Source organism: Hydrogenobacter thermophilus TK-6, assembly GCF_000010785.1.
Taxonomy (GTDB): Bacteria; Aquificota; Aquificia; order Aquificales; family Aquificaceae; genus Hydrogenobacter; species Hydrogenobacter thermophilus.
Window position 1 is genome coordinate 162,264 of record NC_013799.1, and the last position, 15,916, is coordinate 178,179.

Genomic DNA, 15,916 nt, shown 5'->3' on the forward strand with positions numbered 1-15,916 from the left:
GGATTTACTTACTTGAAAATATTAATACTTGAAGGTAAATAAAGCAAGAATTAAATTTACCACAATATTAAGATAATTTAAAATCTGACAAAATCGCGCACGCATGCTACATTAATTAGTAAGTAATCACTTGCAAGGAGGTGCATGATAGATGGAAACTCTGCAGAAGGTTTCTCCTCTTTACATGGCTTTTCAGAGACTGTCCTACGCGGTTAGTACGTTTTTTACCTCAAGGCTAAATCCTCTGTATCATCTGGGTGCAATAGCAGTATTCCTTTTGGTGGTAGATGCTCTTTCGGGTATATACCTTTTCTTCTTTTACAGCATAGACCCTCAGACCTCCCACGCTTCTGTAGAAGCTATCTCCAGTAGCTTTATAGGGAACATAATGAGAGGTATTCACAGGTACTCTTCTGATGCTCTCATACTCACCACTTTAGCCCACATGATACATGTGATAATAACGGACCGCTTCAGGATGTTCAGATGGGTGGCCTGGGTAACTGGTGTGGCAACCCTTCTGATATTCTTAGCCATAGGTGTATCTGGGTACATACTTGTCTGGGATACAAGAGCTCAGCTTACGGGTCTCCTTACCGCCAAGTTCTTCTCCTTCCTGCCGGTCTTTGGTGATGCCCTCATGAGCGCCTTCTTGGGGAGTGATATAAAGTACCTGGGGGGTCTTTTCAGAATACTCCTCTTTGCCCACATAGCCCTAACCATACTCATCGTCTTTACCCTGTGGATACATGTGATGAGAAACGCAAGACCAAGGCTCATACCTCCCAGATTCCTTTACATAACCATCACTTTACTTCTAATATTACTTTCCATAATTTTCCCGGCTAAGAGCGACCCGCCCGCCTACATAAACAAGCTCCCCTTTGAGATGAGCGTAGACTGGTTTTATCTATTTGGATACCCTCTGCTCAAGTACATACCCATGTCTGCCAACTGGCTGTTCTTCCTAGGCTTTTTTGCCTTTCTCTTCCTCTTCCCTTGGCTTATCAAAGGCAAGAGAAATCCTCCTGCGCATATAGACTTTGAAAAGTGTACAGGCTGTGAACAGTGCTATATAGACTGCCCTTACGAGGCTATAACCATGAAGGATTTTGAGGATAAAAAGAAGGCTGTCCTCAACGAGAGCAAGTGTGCCGGCTGTGGTATATGCGTGGGTTCTTGCAGTGTGCAGGCAATAGACATTCCCACTTTCCCCATAGAGGAAGTTATTAAGGGAGTGAGTCAAGAAAGCCCTTCCTATGTAGCCTTCAGGTGTCCCTTCAGCGCACTGCCGCCAAAGAGAAAGGATTTGCTCACCTTTACCCTCCCTTGTGCAGGAGCTTTGAACACTTACTACGCAGAGGAGATACTCCGCAGGGGAGTAAAAGGCATAGTGATCATCTCCTGTGAGTACGAGGACTGCTACTTTAGAGAGGGCAACAAGTGGCTTGAAGAGCGCTATGAAAGGAAGAGAAGACCCATTCTCAGGAAGAGAGTGGAAGGCGGAAGGATTCTTGTGCTTGAGGCTCCCTATGTAAAGTCCATAGAGAGAGAGGTGGAGGAATTTATAAACTCGTCTAAGGAAGGGCGTGAGGTTAAGGTTGTACCTTCCGGCAGACTGAACTACGCTTTTGCAAGCCTTGTAATATCACTACCCATATTCCTCTTTTATCCACTTACCACCCATAAGGTATCCTTCTATCCCAAAGAGAAGTCCGCAGTGGTTTTAAGCTTCAAATACAGGTCCTCACCCGTTGTGGAGGTCTACAAGGAGGAGGGAAAAGGTCTTAAGCACATGCAAACTCAGCTGGCTATAGTGAAGGAGAGGTCTCCCGTGAGGGTTGAGTTTTATGAAGGTGGGAAGCTCGTATATTCCAAGGTATTTAACCCGAGGGGGATAAGGAAGGATGCATCCGTTTTTGTTTACGAGGAGCTACTTTTACCACCAGGTAAGCATAGCCTGAGGGTGCGCCTTGAGGAGACCAAAGGTAAGAGAGAGGTAAAGGAGGTCAAGCTTGACGCTCATCTGAAAGCAAAGGATAGCTTGCTGATAACCTATGACGAGGACTCTGGGGGCTTCGTTGTTCTGAGATGAAGGATCCACTCTGCCATCCTCTCCGCCTCCTCCTTGCTCACCTTCTGAGGAGGCATGCACTCCCACCTTGCCTTCCACTTTCCGCAGGAACCTTCCAGTATGCTTTTCACAAGTATATCTTTCTCTTCGTATCTTTGGGATATGTCAAAGAAGGAAGGTCCTACCAAGGACCTTTTAGTATCGTGACAGTCAGTGCATCCTCTCCATCTAATAAGCTCCTTCGTGTTTATTGCCAGGCTTGGCTTTTCTTCCACCTTTGCCTTCTCGCAGGAAAGCACGAAAAGAAAAACAAGCAAAAGCCACATCTTAAAAATCCCTCCTTTTGAAGACACTCAGGTTCAAAAGAAATACTAATAAAGTGTAAAGGGCAGAGAGTAAGGCAGGTAGAAACCAGAGGTCTTTAAGGTAGTTAGCCAACCACCTTCCCACAAAGCCCATAAGCTCATAAAGTCCCACCTCCATAAGAAGAGTGAGCCTCAACAGGTCTATAGGATTTAAAAGTGTGAGGGTCAGAAGCATCTTTTCCACAGGGTAGTCGGAAAGAGCTATTACAAGGTACAAAAGTATAGCGTCATAGAATACGCAGAAGAAAAGCCAAAGAAAGAGGGAAAAGCCAAATCCTCTTATCCTGTCTTCCACCAGTAAGGATGAAAGGATACCTAAGCTTACAAAAAGCGGTACCAAAAAGAGGTTAAGAAGTACGCACCTAAAAAAACCCTGGTTGTAGCCCACCAAGTAGTAAAAGGGAAGCAGGGAACCAAGCAGATAGCTGATGGAGAGGGATAGGCTTAAGCTGACATTAATGGAAAGCATTAGGGTAGACCTCTTTACGGGTTGTGAAAGGAGGAACTCAAAAAAGTTCCTGTTACTATAAAGGTATGTGGTAGAAAGAAGAAGGGAGAAAAGGGAAAGAGAAAGAGAGGAGAGGTTGCCATAACTCACCACAGCCTTTTCTACGCTCCTCCCAAACTCAAGCAGTATGTATACTACCAAGGCATAAAAGAAAAAGGTTGCCAAAACCCATCTACTCTTCAAGAGGTCATAGAAGATATACTTGGTTAATTTAACAAACAAAGCACAGCCTCCTCAAGCCTTTCTTTACCTGTCCTTTCTTTTAGTTCTTCAAGGCTACCATCAAAGACTTTTCTCCCCTCCGCTAAAAACACCACATAGTCAGCCACCTCTTCCACCTCACTCATTATGTGGGATATAAAGAGCACAGTTTTATTCCTCTGTTTCTCCTCAAGGATAAATCTCTTTAACCTGTAAGCTGATATGGGGTCAAGGCCTACCATAGGTTCGTCCAGTATGAGCATAGGAGGGTCAAAGGCTAAGGATACTAAGGCTCCTACCTTCTGCCTTGTACCTCCCGAAAGGCTTGAAAACCTCTTGTCCAATTCCATCTCAAGGTTCAAAAGTTCAATGAGTTCTTTAAACCTGACAGCCTCCTGACCCCTTATATCTTTGACCATGGAAACTATCTCTTTAACGCTGAGATTCTCTGGAAATTCTGGAATTTGAGGCATGTAGCCTATTAACCTCTTGTGTTCCGCATCCTTACGAGCATCCCGTCCATCTACAAGTATCCTCCCTCTGTCAGGCACTACAAGACCGAGGATCATCTTTACTAAGGTGGTCTTTCCAGAGCCGTTCGGTCCAAGTATGGCTGTGGTTTTTCCCTCTTTAAGTTCAAGGTTCAGGCCATCAAAGAGCCTTCTTCCCTTAAAGGACTTATAAACGCTTTCAAACCTTATCACGGTCTCCTCACCAAAGGCTTACTATCCAGAAGAGATTGGGGATTGAGCAAGGGAATGTATCTCTCTACAGCATCCATAATGTGAGCAAAAAAACTCCCATAGAGAAGAAGGGAAAGGGGATACCGCTCAAAGAGTACAGCTACAAAGGACACAGGTCTATAAGGTATGTCTCCGTATCCATCCCTGTTTATGTCGTAGCCTTCGTACTGGTCATAGTAATTGCTCTCAAAGGTGTTCCTAAAGTAGGAGAGTGTGTTGGTGGATACATCAAAGGCATTGCCCAAAAAAGAGTTTTTGATAAACAGGTTGTCCTCACTGTTGGCGTATATCCTAACCGCCCAGCCGTTGTTTTCAAAGAGGTTTCCTTTAAACTCTGTCCTGTTGCATCCCTCTAAATAAACTCCGTGGGTGTTGTTGATAAACCTGTTTCCGTAGAGGACGCTGTCATATATGTCCTTCAGAAGAAGCCCGTAGTTTGCCTGTCCTTCGTTTTTGGCAAAGGTGTTTTCCTCCATCCTTATGTTTTTTGAATACATAACCGCCACACCTGCACCGTTCTTATAAAAGTAGTTTTTCCTGTAAGTGTCGTCGTTGGAAAACATGAAGTGAAGTCCGTACCTGAGGTTGTATTCGCTTCTGTTGTTTTCTATCAGGCTGTCTTTTACAAACTCAAAGTATATACCATCCCTGTGTCCTTTCACATAGTTGTTCCTTATTATAACTTTTTCCGAGTTCCAAGCATGTATTCCATTACCTGAAGAGCCTTCGGACCTTGCAAAGCCCACTATGCTGTTTCCCTCAATAAGACAGCCTTGCACCCTCTCAAGGTAAATAGCAAAGAAGTTGTTTAGAAATTTGTTGTTTTTTATAACGCAGTCTCTTGAATTTATCACTTTGAGTCCGGCTATATCTTCGCTGTAGGACATGCCGGAGTTCTTTATTATAAAACCCTCAATCTTTACGCTGTCCGCCTTTACAGTTATCACCTGCAGTTTCCCCTCGCCATCTACCACTGGCTTTCCCTCTCCCACAAGCTCCACCTTTTTGTCTATAACTATACCACCTTTGTATGTTCCAGATTTCACCACTATCCTGTCGCCTTCCCTTGCCTTTTTCAGAGCGCTCTGTATGTCTTTGAATTCACAGGTTGAGCAGACGAGGAGAAGGGAAAGCATAAAGCTAAACATGTCAGTGAGAGAACCTGTACTCCCTTTTTATAAACTCCCTCAGAGCCTGCCAATCAAGTATTTCACCCTCTTTGCCCTGAAGAGCCTTTTGAGCATCCTCCCTGCTTCTGTAGGCAGACAGGTTCATACCCATGGGACTCCTTATCTGAGGGCTTCTCACATAGTAAGCGGACTGTGCAGGTAAAAACTCCTCAGGATTTAGAAAGTTTATCACATAAGCTCTTTTTATCTCCTCCTCGTTCTCGTTGTAATATCCCACCATGCACTCTATGGCATCAAACTTGTAAACCTTTCCCTTTTTAGTTATCACCTCGGAGGCAAACCTCTTATCCGCTATGACCATCTTACACTGCTCGCACACATCCTCACCCACCTTTATGGGCTGTGGCTTGTCGGTGGCACAGGAAAAAAGAAGAAGGGGCAGGAAGACCCATAGCACTCGGAGTAGGAATCTCATGCAGGTTTTACCTCCATCTTTGCAGTCTTTGATAGTTTAATTTCCAGAGCAACCGCAGCTATACCAAGCAGTAAAGAGACTAAGGCTATGTAGCCACCGATGTCAGGGAAGGAACTTGCCGTCATATTTAGCAGTTGTTTGCTACCTATGAGGGGTGGCTGGTAGGCAAGCCCGGGTATCTTTATGGGTGCGCTGGGGTCAAGGTTATGCCCGTAATCATACTCCCATTTGTAGAAATCCGCAAGACCTATAATAGCAAGAGCTATAAAAGTCCCAACCCACGCGTAAAGGAGTATCCTCTTAGCCAGAAGAGCCGAGATAAGCCCAAAGGCTATGAGGAAAGCCATTATAAAGGGAAGCACTTTAAGCTCCGGTATCGCGTTGGGGTCTATATGCTTCATGCCTATGTAGTGGTTTAGAAGGTTTATGTTGTAAAGGTCAAACTCCGTACCGCCGGTTATCCTGTTTACCCATATGAACATCCTAAGCCCCTCCGGATACTGGGGAGCTATCAGCTGTATCCTCCAGAGGGGGAAAAAGTAAGTAAGAACAAGTAATAAAGAAGCGAGGGCTAAAAGCCCCCTTGAAAAGATGCTCATGTCATTACCTCCTTACTTTTGAGCTGTGGGTGTGCCTGTGTAGTACTTTAGGGGGACATTGGATCCTGCAGGAGATACCCTCACATAACCCTGCATCTCCTGGTGCAAAGCCGAGCAAAAGTCGGTGCAGTAGAAGGGATAAACGCCAGGAGCTTTCGGCTTCCACACAAGGGTCTTGGTCTCACCGGGCATGACTAGAATCTCCGCATCTTCCGAGCCTTTTACCGCAAAGCCGTGAGGTATGTCCCAGTCCTGCTCAAGGTTAGTAAGGTGGAAGTAAACGGTATCTCCCACTTTTATGCCCTCTATATTATCGGGGACAAAGTGTGACCTTATCATGGTCATGTAAACATGAACCTCGTTGCCTTTCCTCTCCACCCTTGCATCCTTTTCAGCCTTTACCGCATAAGGATGCTCATTTTCAGCAAGGGGATAGATCTTTTTGACATTTTTCATTATTATGTCCACAGGTATACCTTGCGCGTAGTGGGGTTCCCCTATGGTGGCAAAGTCAAGAAGCAGTTGCATCTTCTCACCTGTTATGTCGTAAAGCTGTGCGGACTGGAACAGCTCCGGACCTGTTGGGAGGTACCTGTCCTTTGTAATCTTGTTCATGGCAAGGAGGTACTTGCCCCAAGGTTTTGCAGAATCACCACCGGGTATCATCAGGTGTCCTATGGAGTAGTAGGTGGGTGCCCTGTCAACCACTTTGCACTGCTTGTAGTCGTACTTGACCACTTCCGAGGAGACAAAGCAGGAAGTGTAGGCAAAGCCCTTTCCATCAAATTCTGTGTGAAGAGGTCCAAGACATGGCTTCGGTACCTCACAGTGAAGCACCGCATCGTACTTCAAAACAGGTATGCCGTCCACCTCCTTCTCAAAAGCTTTCTGCTCTATGGCTTTCAGCATCTTGGAGAAGGAGTGTATTGGTATGACAGTGGCAAGCTTTCCACCACCTATGATGTACTCACCGTCCGGGGATACATCAACGCCGTGGGGGGACTTGGGTGTGGGAAGGTAATACATAACACCCGGGCAGTCCTTGGGGATTATGACTTTCACCGACTTTTTGACCTCGGAGAAAGCCATATGTTTCTTCTCATCATAGTAATTGTGGTAGTAAGTTGCAGGTATTTCCTGATACTTGCCCTGTGCTATGCACTCCTCCGCCCTCTTCCAGTTGACCGCCGCTATGTAGTCCTTGTCGTTCTTTGAAGCGTTTATCTCAAGAAGGGTGTAAGCCTGCTCCGTGTTGTAAGATGTGAAGAAACACCAGCCGTACGAAGGACCCTTTCCACAGTGCGCCAGGTCATAGTCGTATCCGGGTACAAGTATCTGAAAGGCCACATCCATCTTTCCCGGCTCGTTAGCCTTTATGAAGGATAAGGTACCCTTAAAGTTCTCCGCATAAGAGCTTATGGGTACATCCTTCTGGGGTATGGGTACGGAGAAACGGGTTGCAGCGGTAACATACTTAGAGTCGGGTGTTATGAAGGGGGATGCGTGATTTCCAGCAGAGTTAGGTATTTCAATTATTTCTGTTGTTTCAAAGGTGGAGAGGTCAATCCTAGCTATCCGTGGTACATTGTTGGCGTTTATAAAGAGCCATCTGCCGTCCGGCACTCCGTCAGTCTGGGAAAGCTCTGGATGGTGAGAGTCATCCCATGGGACAAAGCCGTGCGAAGTCATAAGCATAGGCTTTGTCTCGGGTGTGTAGCCGTAGCCAGTCTCCGGGTCCTGAGAGAAAACCTTGATGATCTTTATGAGCCTTCCAGAGGGAAGCCCGTAGACGGAAACCTGCCCGCTGAAACCTCCCGACAGAAAAGCGTAAAACTCATCGTACTTGCCCGGAGGAACATAAACCTTCTGGGCAACCTCTGCAGTACCCACCTCAGTTTTTAGCTCCTTTTTGGGTGGACATCCTGCCAAAAGAGCACCTACCACGAGAGCCGAAAGCCCTCCTACCAGAAGCTTCTTCTTACCCAACATGGTGTCACCTCCTTTTATAAGGTTTAATTACTTTTCGTCAACACTTCTTAAGTACTCAAGTATCGCCCTCGCATCCTCTTGGGACACATTTTGGAAAGTCATCTGAGTAAGATACTCGGAGAGCAACTGCTTGGCTATTGGGTCCTTCTGTTCCATCTCGGTAGGATTTAGTATCATATTCATGATCCACTCGGGTTTTCTCCTCTTGGTCACACCTTTGAGAGGGGGTCCCACATACCTCTCCTCAAGCTTGTGGCATGTGGCACATTTGGAATCAAAGATCTCCTTACCCCTCTTAACTAGGTTCTGGTCTACGGGTCCCAGCTGAACCTCTTTTATGGGACCTATACCTTTATCGCTTACAGCCTCCTCCTTTGGCTTCTCTGGTGGTGTAGCAGGAGCCTCCGGCGGTTTTTCCTTGCACGAAAAGAGCAAAAGACCTGAAAGGGAAATGAGCAGGAAAGCCTTTTTCATCTTGCACCTCCTGTGTGATCAATCTCATAAAACTTAATATAAGGTATAAGGATTTTTTTGTCAAGTTATAAGTATTTCTTATAATCCTGACCCACCCTACACGCTGTGCCACCTTTTCTGCTAAAATCTTCTTATGGGTTGTCTTTTTGTTCTCTCAGCACCATCTGGAGCAGGCAAAACCACTGTGGCGGAAAAGCTCATCAGAGAAGTTTCTGGTATTAAAAGGGTGGTGACTGCAACAACAAGATCAAAAAGGGAAGGAGAGAGAGAAGGTGTGGACTATATTTTCATGAGCAGGGAGGAGTTTGAGAGGGGTATAAAGGATAGCATTTTCCTTGAGTATGCCTCCGTGTATGGCAATTACTACGGCACTCCAAAGGAGCAGGTAAAAAAGGTGTTAGAGGAGGGTTTTGACGCTCTTCTGGTTATAGATGTGCAAGGTGCAAAGAGCATAAAGGATAAACTCCCGGAAAGTATTCTTATTTTCCTTCTGCCTCCATCTCTTGAGGAACTAAAGAGGCGTCTCATCACACGAGGGTATGCGGAGGAAAACCTTCTGGAGAGGGAGAAGAAAGTGGAAGTAGAAATAGCCTGTGCCAGGCACTTTGATTACATAGTGGTCAACGATTTTCTTGACAAGGCTGTGGAAGCCATAAAGCACATAGTAAATTCTTACAGACACACAAAGGAGAGGGTGTTTAAAGACATAGAAAAGCTCGTCAAAGATGATACTATAAAGGATATACTGCTCAAAGGCAGGTGTGATATCTTTTAAGAGGAGAGGACATGATAGGAGAGGAATTTATAAAGGTGCCGCAGATTCCTGCAGGAAGCTTTGAACTTCCCACCATGCCACTCAGAGACCTGGTGGTGTTTCCCACCATGGTTATGCCCCTCTTTGTGGGAAGAGCCTTCTCCATAAGAGCGATAGAGGAAGCTCTCAAAAAAGACAGGCTCATCTTCTTAGTGCTTCAGAGGGAAAGGGACTTGGAAGAGCCTTCCATAGAAGACCTTTACCGCGTAGGAACTGTAGCGCATATTATCAGAACAGCACCCATAGAGGAAGGAAGGCTCAAGATCTTAGTGCAGGGACTAAAAAGGGCAAAGCTGATAGACTACAAGAAAGCGGATGGTTATTATGCATCCCTCGTTGAGGTGTTAGAGGATAAAGAGATAAAGCCCGAAGAGCTCAGCAAGGAGGATAGAGCTTACATAAGCTCCCTTAAAGAGCTCTTAGACAGAGCTGTGTCTTTGGGGAAGCAGGTCATTCCAGACCTTCTTATGCTCATAAGGGATATAGAAGACCCTGGAAAGCTTGCTGACATAACAGCTTCCGTCCTTGACATAAAGTCGAAGGAAGCTCAGGCTGTGCTGGAAACACTGGACCCAAGGGAAAGACTCAGGCTGGTGCATCAGCACGCCCTTAACGAGGTGGGACTTCTTGAGGTGCAGAGCAGGATAAGGAACATAGCAAGGGAGAGGATGGAAAGGGAGCAGAGAGAGTACTTCCTGCGGCAGCAACTCAAAGCCATACAGGAGGAGCTTGGTGAGGGTGATGAGAGAAAGGCGGAGATAGAGGAATACAGAGAGAAGCTCTCTAAGCTTAAACTGGAGAAAGCTACAAAAAGTGAAATAGAAAAGCAGATAAATAGATTAGAGAAGCTCCATCCAGAGTCTGCAGAGGCGGGTGTTTTGAGAACTTGGCTTGACTGGGTGCTTGACCTTCCATGGAACAAAAAAACCAAAGACAGGTACAACCTTGAAAAGGCAAGGCAGGTTCTGGATAGAGACCACTACGACCTTGAGAAGGTAAAGGACAGAATAATAGAGTACCTTGCTGTCAGAAAGCTAACCAAAGGCAAGAAGTCTGCAGTTCAGATACTCTGCTTTGTTGGTCCACCGGGTGTTGGAAAAACATCCTTAGGAAAGTCCATAGCGGAATCTCTTGGAAGGAAGTTTGTAAGAATCTCTCTAGGTGGTATAAGGGATGAGGCTGAAATAAGAGGCCACAGAAGAACATATGTGGGTGCCATGCCAGGAAGGATAATACAGGCTATAAAGCAGGCGGGAACGAAGAATCCTCTCATAGTGCTTGACGAGGTGGACAAGATATCCATCTCTTTTCAGGGCGATCCAGCTGCAGCCCTCTTGGAGGTTTTGGACCCTGAGCAGAATAAGAACTTTGTAGACCTTTACATTGGTATGCCCTTTGACCTTTCGGATGTCTTTTTCATATGCACAGCCAACCGCATAGACACCATACCCAGACCTCTGTTGGACAGGATGGAAGTTATAAGCCTTGCAGGATACTCGGAAGAGGAGAAAGTCTTCATAGCCAAAAATCACCTTTTGCCTAAGCTTTTACCCCTTCATGGCTTTAAAGATGATGAGGTGGCTCTCTCGGATGATGCCATACTTGAGGTCATCAGAGGTTATACCAGAGAGTCAGGCGTCAGAAACCTCCAGAGGTATTTGGGAAGCGTGCTCAGAAAGCTGGCTCTTAAGAAGCTAAAAGGGGAGAACCCTCCCTTTATGGTAAACGCTCAGGACATAAGAACCTACTTGGGTGTTCCAAGACGCTACATAGAAAAGGAAGAAAAACCTATGGTGGGTATTGCAGTTGGGCTCGCATGGACGGAGGTAGGGGGCGAGATTATGCTCATAGAGGCTACCAAGTTCAAAGGCAAGGGCAATCTGTTGCTAACCGGGTCTTTGGGCGATATTATGAAGGAGTCTGCTCAGGCGGCTCTTTCTTACATAAAGTCCAAAGCTGAGGATTACGGCATAGATCCGGATGCCTTTTCCAACTTTGATGTGCATATACATGTACCCGAAGGTGCTGTACCCAAAGATGGTCCCTCCGCAGGTATAACCATAGCTACAGCGCTTATCTCTTTGTTTACGGAAAGGCCTGTAAGGATGGACATTGCTATGACAGGGGAGGTGACCTTGAGAGGAAGAGTCCTGCCGGTGGGGGGGCTAAAGGAAAAGATACTCGCAGCAAAGAGAGCGGGTATATATCAGGTGATACTTCCGGAGAAGAACAAGGATGAAGTACTGGAAGACCTGCCTGAGTATGTGAGAGACAAGATGACTCTTCACTTTGTTAGCAACCTTGATGAAGTTTTTGACCTTGCTTTACTTACAAAACAGAGTGTGCTATAATAACCATACAAGGAGGTGATATTGGTTGGCTATAGTTGAGGTAGGTGAAAACGAATCCTTTGAGAAGGTGCTTAAGAAGTTCAAAAGGATAGTTGAGAAGGAAGGAATACTTACAGAAGTTAAAAGAAGGCAGTTTTACGAAAAGCCCAGCGAGAAGAAGAAGAGAAAGGAAAGAGCTGCAAGAAAGAGACTGCTAAAGGCATTAAAGAAGAAAAATCTTTTGTAGGGTGGAGTGATATTCTCTCACTTTTTCTTGACACCCTGCTCGCACAGGTGTTAAAGTATTCTAAAACCGAGCGGAGGTGTGATCATGAAAAAGCTGTTTCTTGCGTTTGCGCTCGGAGGTGTCCTGTGCAAGCCTGCCGTTGACAGCTCCCCCTTAGGTATTGGCGGACCTGCAAAGGACACCTTTGAGTTCACACCCGAAAAAGAGCTTCAGAAGGAGGACTTTGATACGCAGAGCGTTGACAGGATAATATCCGTTGAATCTTCAGTAGAAAAAGCCATGAAGGAGCTTCTGGACGTGAAAACCGTTGACACGATAAAACCCGATATATGGCCTGTTGTTGGACTTGTTACCTCCGATTACGGCTGGAGAAGGATGGGAAGAGTAAAGGAGTTCCATCCTGGCATTGACATATCTGTGCCTTACGGCACACCTGTAAGTGTGGCTTCTGACGGCAGGGTTATATACGCAGGATGGCTAAGTGGATACGGAAAAACTGTTATAGTGTATCACGGATACGGCTTTGTCACTCTGTACGGACACCTCTCGGATATATCGGTAAGCTACGGAGACAAGGTAGTTAAAGGACAGATAATAGGTAGGGTGGGGATGACGGGAAGGACCACAGGACCGCACCTGCACTACGAGGTGATAAGATACGGCATAAGGCAAAATCCCATAGCTTACCTGCCTTAAGTCATAAATTATTTATATGCCCTACACAGACCTTAGAGAATTTCTAAAGACTTTGGAAAGAGAGGGTGAGCTCGCCCGAATAAAGGAGCCTGTATCACCAATCTTGGAGATCTCCGAGGTCACCGACAGAGTTTCAAAAACTCCCGGAGGAGGTAAAGCTCTGCTTTTTGAAAAAGTAGAAGGCTACTCGGTGCCTGTGCTTACCAACATGCTGGGCTCAGAAAAGAGAATAAAGCTGGCTCTTGGCTATGAAAACTTAGAAGACATAGGCTGGAAGCTCTACAGACTTTTAAGACCCGAGATACCAAACACCTTTCTGGAAAAGCTCAAGCGCCTCCCGGAGCTAAAAAAGCTAAATGACTCTCTACCCAGAATTGTCAGAAAGGGACCGGTAAAGGAGAACATAATAAAAGAAAAAATCAATGTGCTGGACTTTCCCATACCCAAGTGCTGGCCCGAGGACGGGGGTAGGTACATCACCTTTGGACAGGTTATAACAAAGGACCCAGAGAGCGGTATAAGAAACGTGGGACTCTATAGGGTGCAGGTGCTTTCTCCTACGGAGCTTGCCCTCCACTGGCAGATACACAAGGACGGAAACCACCACTACTGGAAGGCAAAGAGGCTTGGTAAAAAGCTGGAGGTAGCCATAGCCATAGGAGGGGACCCGGTGCTTTCTTATGTAGCCTCCGCACCGCTCCCACCTGAAGTGGACGAATACCTCTTTGCAGGGCTCATAAGAGAAGAAGGTGTGGAGCTGGTAAAGGGCGAGACGGTGCAAGTAGAATACCCTGCGCACGCGGAGATAGCCATAGAGGGCTATGTGGACCCACAGGAGCCGCTTGTAGACGAAGGTCCTTTTGGAGACCACACGGGCTTTTACACACCCGTAGATAAGTATCCCAGAATGCACATAACCGCCATACTCCACAGAGACAACCCCATATACCTCTCCACGCTGGTGGGAAGACCACCTCAGGAGGACAAGTACATAGGCTGGGCAACCGAGAGGATATTCCTGCCTCTTATCAAGTTCAACCTGCCTGAAGTGGTGGACTACCACCTGCCTGCGGAAGGGTGCTTCCACAACTTCTGCTTTGTTTCCATAAAAAAGCGCTATCCCGGGCATGCCTTTAAGGTGGCTTATGCGCTTTTAGGTCTTGGGCTTATGTCTCTGGAAAAGGTCATAGTGGTGTTTGACGAGTGGGTCAATGTCCACAACATGGAGGAGGTTCTGTGGGCTTGGGGCAACAACATGGACCCATCAAGGGATGTGCTTATACTAAAGGGTCCCATAGACGTGCTGGACCACTCTACCAGCCAGGTGGGAGTTGGGGGCAAGATGGTCATAGACGCCACCACCAAGTGGAAGGAGGAAGGATACACCAGAGAGTGGCCCAAGGTAATAGAAATGTCAAAGGAAGTAAAAGAAAAGATGGACAAGCTCTGGGACAGGATAAAATATCAGATATATGGAGACAATAGAGGAGCTTAAGGTACATTACGGCTGGACGGAGGAAGACGAGGAAAACTTAGCCAAAGTCTCCTGGTTGGGAGAAAAGTACAAGGAGGACTTTATTGAGGAGTTCTACAGATACCTTGAGAACTTTTCAGATACCAGCAAGTATTTACCTGATGAAGAGGTAAGGAAGAGACACAAGGAAAAGGTAAAGGGCTGGTTTGCTTCCCTCTTTACCTCCAAGTATGATGCTCAGTACCTGAGAAAGCTCTACAGAATAGGGGAGACACATGTGAGGATAGGCTTGCCACCTCACTATGTGCAAGCTTCCATGAACTTTGTGAGGAATTACATAGCGGACAAACTTACAATGGAGATGGGCTCTACTCTAGAAGCCAACAGCATACTAAAATCCATAAACAAGGCGCTGGACATAAACCTTGATGTGATGATAAACTCCTTCAGAGAGGAAGAGCTAAGGCTTTACCTCGCATCTGGAAAGTATCAGAGGCTGCTCATTGAAAATGTAAGGAGAGTTTCATGGTTTTTTGACACCTTTATAATTCTCACCTTGGCAGTGGTAGGCGTTTTTCTCATTTTCTGGATAGTTTATGAGATAGGGCTTGTTCTGAAGGGTGATTTCCCTCTTGAGAGGGGTGGGCTTAGCATACTGGGTTCAGTGCTTGTGCTTTACGCCATATCGGAGCTTCTGGCGGAGGAGATAAAGCACATAAGAGGCTCCGCCCTGAGCCTGAAGGTCTTTGTAGGTGTTGCCCTTGCTGCGGTTATAAGAAAGATACTCATCATATCCCTCTCACCGGAAAAAGTTCAGGAGCTTATAACCCTCTCAGTGGTGACGCTGTCGCTTGGTGTAGTCTTCTGGCTCATTTACAGAGTGGAGTCAAAGCTCTGACTATGTAGTCCGCACTTCCTTCTATGCCAAGTCTTTCCGCATCCACCTCTTCCCATCCCTGTCTTCTGAACCACCTTATCTGTCTTTTGGCGTACTCTTTAGTGTTCTTTATTATGCTTTCCACAGCCTCCTCAAGGCTTATAAGACCCTTCAGGTAGGGCAAAAGCTCCTTGTAGCCTATAGCCTGCGGAGAGGTAAGAAAACTCTCAAAACCCATATCCACCAGTCTCTTTACCTCTTCTACAAGACCATCCTTTATCATCTGGTGCACTCTCTCCTCTATTCTTCTGGAAAGGGTCTCCCAACTGCGCTTTATGTAAAAGGCTTTAAACTCTACCTTCGGTTTTCCCCAATGGTGGAAGGAAGAGAAAGGTTTCCCCGTTTGAATAAATACCTCTAAGGCTCTTACTATCCTTCTGCTGTCGTTGGGTGATATCTTCAAGGCATACCTTTTATCAATGGCTTTTAGCTTTTCATATAAGTAATGGCTCCCTTTTTCCTTTGCTATCCTGTAGAGCCTCTCTCTTAAAGACCAATCAGGTGGCGGAGATTCGTCTATACCATAAAGAAGCGCCTGTATGTATAGATATGTGCCTCCGCACACGATGGGCAATTTACCTCTACTCTCTATGTCCTCTATAGCTTTGCAAGATAGCTCCTCAAAGGTTTTTGCATCAAAAGTCTGCCCAGGATCAATTATGTCAATCATGTGATGTTTTATCACCTTCATGCAATCCAGAGGTTTTGCAGTGCCTATGTCCATGTGTCTATACACGCTCATGGAATCGGCGCTTATTATTTCTCCATTTAGCACCTTTGCAACTTGGCAGGCTATAAAAGACTTACCGCTGGCTGTAGGTCCGCCTATTAGCAGTATCATAACTTCAGTGGGGTTATAA

The 15,916-nt window shown here is 46.0% G+C and carries 16 protein-coding genes; 7 read left to right on the plus strand and 9 right to left on the minus strand.

Annotated features, from left to right (window positions below; genetic code table 11):
- Positions 1-151 precede the first annotated feature (151 nt).
- Positions 152-2,095, plus strand: a complete 1,944-nt coding sequence (locus tag HTH_RS00790; RefSeq protein ID WP_012962806.1) for a 4Fe-4S binding protein — start codon at positions 152-154, stop codon at positions 2,093-2,095.
- Here HTH_RS00790 and HTH_RS00795 read toward each other — a convergent pair.
- Genes HTH_RS00795 through HTH_RS00830 form a run of 8 tightly spaced genes read right to left on the minus strand, consistent with a single transcriptional unit; the run spans position 2,056 to position 8,558 of the window.
- Complete coding sequence (locus tag HTH_RS00795; RefSeq protein ID WP_012962807.1) at positions 2,056-2,400, minus strand: c-type cytochrome; 345 nt, start codon at positions 2,398-2,400, stop codon at positions 2,056-2,058. The genes HTH_RS00790 and HTH_RS00795 overlap by 40 nt on opposite strands.
- Position 2,401: 1 nt before the next feature.
- The gene (locus HTH_RS00800) at positions 2,402-3,169 is read right to left on the minus strand and encodes an ABC transporter permease subunit (protein ID WP_012962808.1); all 768 of its coding nucleotides are present in this window, start codon (positions 3,167-3,169) and stop codon (positions 2,402-2,404) included.
- The gene (locus HTH_RS00805) at positions 3,154-3,852 is read right to left on the minus strand and encodes an ABC transporter ATP-binding protein (protein WP_012962809.1); all 699 of its coding nucleotides are present in this window, start codon (positions 3,850-3,852) and stop codon (positions 3,154-3,156) included. Before HTH_RS00805 ends, HTH_RS00800 begins: the two co-directional genes overlap by 16 nt.
- Positions 3,849-5,039, minus strand: a complete 1,191-nt coding sequence (locus HTH_RS00810) for a nitrous oxide reductase family maturation protein NosD (RefSeq protein WP_012962810.1) — start codon at positions 5,037-5,039, stop codon at positions 3,849-3,851. The genes HTH_RS00805 and HTH_RS00810 overlap by 4 nt, the downstream gene beginning before the upstream one ends.
- Position 5,040: 1 nt before the next feature.
- Positions 5,041-5,496, minus strand: a complete 456-nt coding sequence (locus HTH_RS00815) for a nitrous oxide reductase accessory protein NosL (RefSeq protein WP_012962811.1) — start codon at positions 5,494-5,496, stop codon at positions 5,041-5,043.
- The gene (locus HTH_RS00820; RefSeq protein WP_012962812.1) at positions 5,493-6,095 is read right to left on the minus strand and encodes a hypothetical protein; all 603 of its coding nucleotides are present in this window, start codon (positions 6,093-6,095) and stop codon (positions 5,493-5,495) included. The genes HTH_RS00815 and HTH_RS00820 overlap by 4 nt, the downstream gene beginning before the upstream one ends.
- Before the next feature lie 12 nt (positions 6,096-6,107).
- Positions 6,108-8,084 carry a Sec-dependent nitrous-oxide reductase gene (nosZ, locus tag HTH_RS00825; RefSeq protein ID WP_012962813.1) on the minus strand — a complete coding sequence of 659 codons (1,977 nt, stop codon included), beginning with the start codon at positions 8,082-8,084 and terminating at the stop codon, positions 6,108-6,110.
- 27 nt (positions 8,085-8,111) lie between these two features.
- On the minus strand, positions 8,112-8,558 hold the full coding sequence (locus HTH_RS00830) for a c-type cytochrome (RefSeq protein WP_012962814.1): 447 nt from the start codon (positions 8,556-8,558) through the stop codon (positions 8,112-8,114).
- 133 nt (positions 8,559-8,691) lie between these two features.
- Here HTH_RS00830 and gmk point away from each other — a divergent pair, with 133 nt between their 5' ends.
- The 6 genes from gmk (at position 8,692) to HTH_RS00860 (ending at position 15,017) form a co-directional block, all read left to right on the plus strand.
- A complete protein-coding gene (gmk, locus tag HTH_RS00835; protein ID WP_012962815.1) occupies positions 8,692-9,333 on the plus strand; it encodes a guanylate kinase in 642 nt (213 codons plus the stop codon).
- An 11-nt stretch (positions 9,334-9,344) separates the two neighbouring features.
- Positions 9,345-11,723: an endopeptidase La gene (lon, locus tag HTH_RS00840; protein ID WP_012962816.1), complete on the plus strand. Its 2,379-nt coding sequence runs from the start codon at positions 9,345-9,347 to the stop codon at positions 11,721-11,723.
- Between the two features lie 25 nt (positions 11,724-11,748).
- Positions 11,749-11,949, plus strand: coding sequence for a 30S ribosomal protein S21 (rpsU, locus tag HTH_RS00845; RefSeq protein ID WP_012962817.1), 201 nt, complete (start codon positions 11,749-11,751; stop codon positions 11,947-11,949).
- 84 nt (positions 11,950-12,033) lie between these two features.
- Positions 12,034-12,645, plus strand: coding sequence for a M23 family metallopeptidase (locus HTH_RS00850; protein ID WP_012962818.1), 612 nt, complete (start codon positions 12,034-12,036; stop codon positions 12,643-12,645).
- 16 nt (positions 12,646-12,661) lie between these two features.
- Positions 12,662-14,140 (plus strand): menaquinone biosynthesis decarboxylase, encoded by a 1,479-nt coding sequence (locus HTH_RS00855; protein ID WP_012962819.1) that lies wholly within the window; start codon positions 12,662-12,664, stop codon positions 14,138-14,140.
- On the plus strand, positions 14,118-15,017 hold the full coding sequence (locus HTH_RS00860) for a protoglobin domain-containing protein (protein WP_012962820.1): 900 nt from the start codon (positions 14,118-14,120) through the stop codon (positions 15,015-15,017). The genes HTH_RS00855 and HTH_RS00860 overlap by 23 nt, the downstream gene beginning before the upstream one ends.
- On the opposite strand, the gene miaA is transcribed toward HTH_RS00860, so the two are convergent.
- Entirely contained in the window at positions 14,989-15,897 is a 909-nt protein-coding gene (gene miaA, locus HTH_RS00865; RefSeq protein WP_012962821.1) for a tRNA (adenosine(37)-N6)-dimethylallyltransferase MiaA, read from the minus strand. The genes HTH_RS00860 and miaA overlap by 29 nt on opposite strands.
- Between the last annotated feature and the right edge of the window lie 19 nt (positions 15,898-15,916).

Coding starts and splice junctions, on each gene's coding strand:
- HTH_RS00860 (WP_012962820.1), top strand. CDS start 14,118: ATGGAGACAATAGAGGAGCTTAAGGTACATTACGGCTGGACGGAGGAA.
- HTH_RS00810 (WP_012962810.1), bottom strand. CDS start 5,039: ATGTTTAGCTTTATGCTTTCCCTTCTCCTCGTCTGCTCAACCTGTGAA.
- HTH_RS00850 (WP_012962818.1), top strand. CDS start 12,034: ATGAAAAAGCTGTTTCTTGCGTTTGCGCTCGGAGGTGTCCTGTGCAAG.
- HTH_RS00820 (WP_012962812.1), bottom strand. CDS start 6,095: ATGAGCATCTTTTCAAGGGGGCTTTTAGCCCTCGCTTCTTTATTACTT.
- nosZ (WP_012962813.1), bottom strand. CDS start 8,084: ATGTTGGGTAAGAAGAAGCTTCTGGTAGGAGGGCTTTCGGCTCTCGTG.
- gmk (WP_012962815.1), top strand. CDS start 8,692: ATGGGTTGTCTTTTTGTTCTCTCAGCACCATCTGGAGCAGGCAAAACC.
- lon (WP_012962816.1), top strand. CDS start 9,345: ATGATAGGAGAGGAATTTATAAAGGTGCCGCAGATTCCTGCAGGAAGC.
- HTH_RS00855 (WP_012962819.1), top strand. CDS start 12,662: ATGCCCTACACAGACCTTAGAGAATTTCTAAAGACTTTGGAAAGAGAG.
- HTH_RS00830 (WP_012962814.1), bottom strand. CDS start 8,558: ATGAAAAAGGCTTTCCTGCTCATTTCCCTTTCAGGTCTTTTGCTCTTT.
- HTH_RS00815 (WP_012962811.1), bottom strand. CDS start 5,496: ATGAGATTCCTACTCCGAGTGCTATGGGTCTTCCTGCCCCTTCTTCTT.
- HTH_RS00790 (WP_012962806.1), top strand. CDS start 152: ATGGAAACTCTGCAGAAGGTTTCTCCTCTTTACATGGCTTTTCAGAGA.
- HTH_RS00795 (WP_012962807.1), bottom strand. CDS start 2,400: ATGTGGCTTTTGCTTGTTTTTCTTTTCGTGCTTTCCTGCGAGAAGGCA.
- miaA (WP_012962821.1), bottom strand. CDS start 15,897: ATGATACTGCTAATAGGCGGACCTACAGCCAGCGGTAAGTCTTTTATA.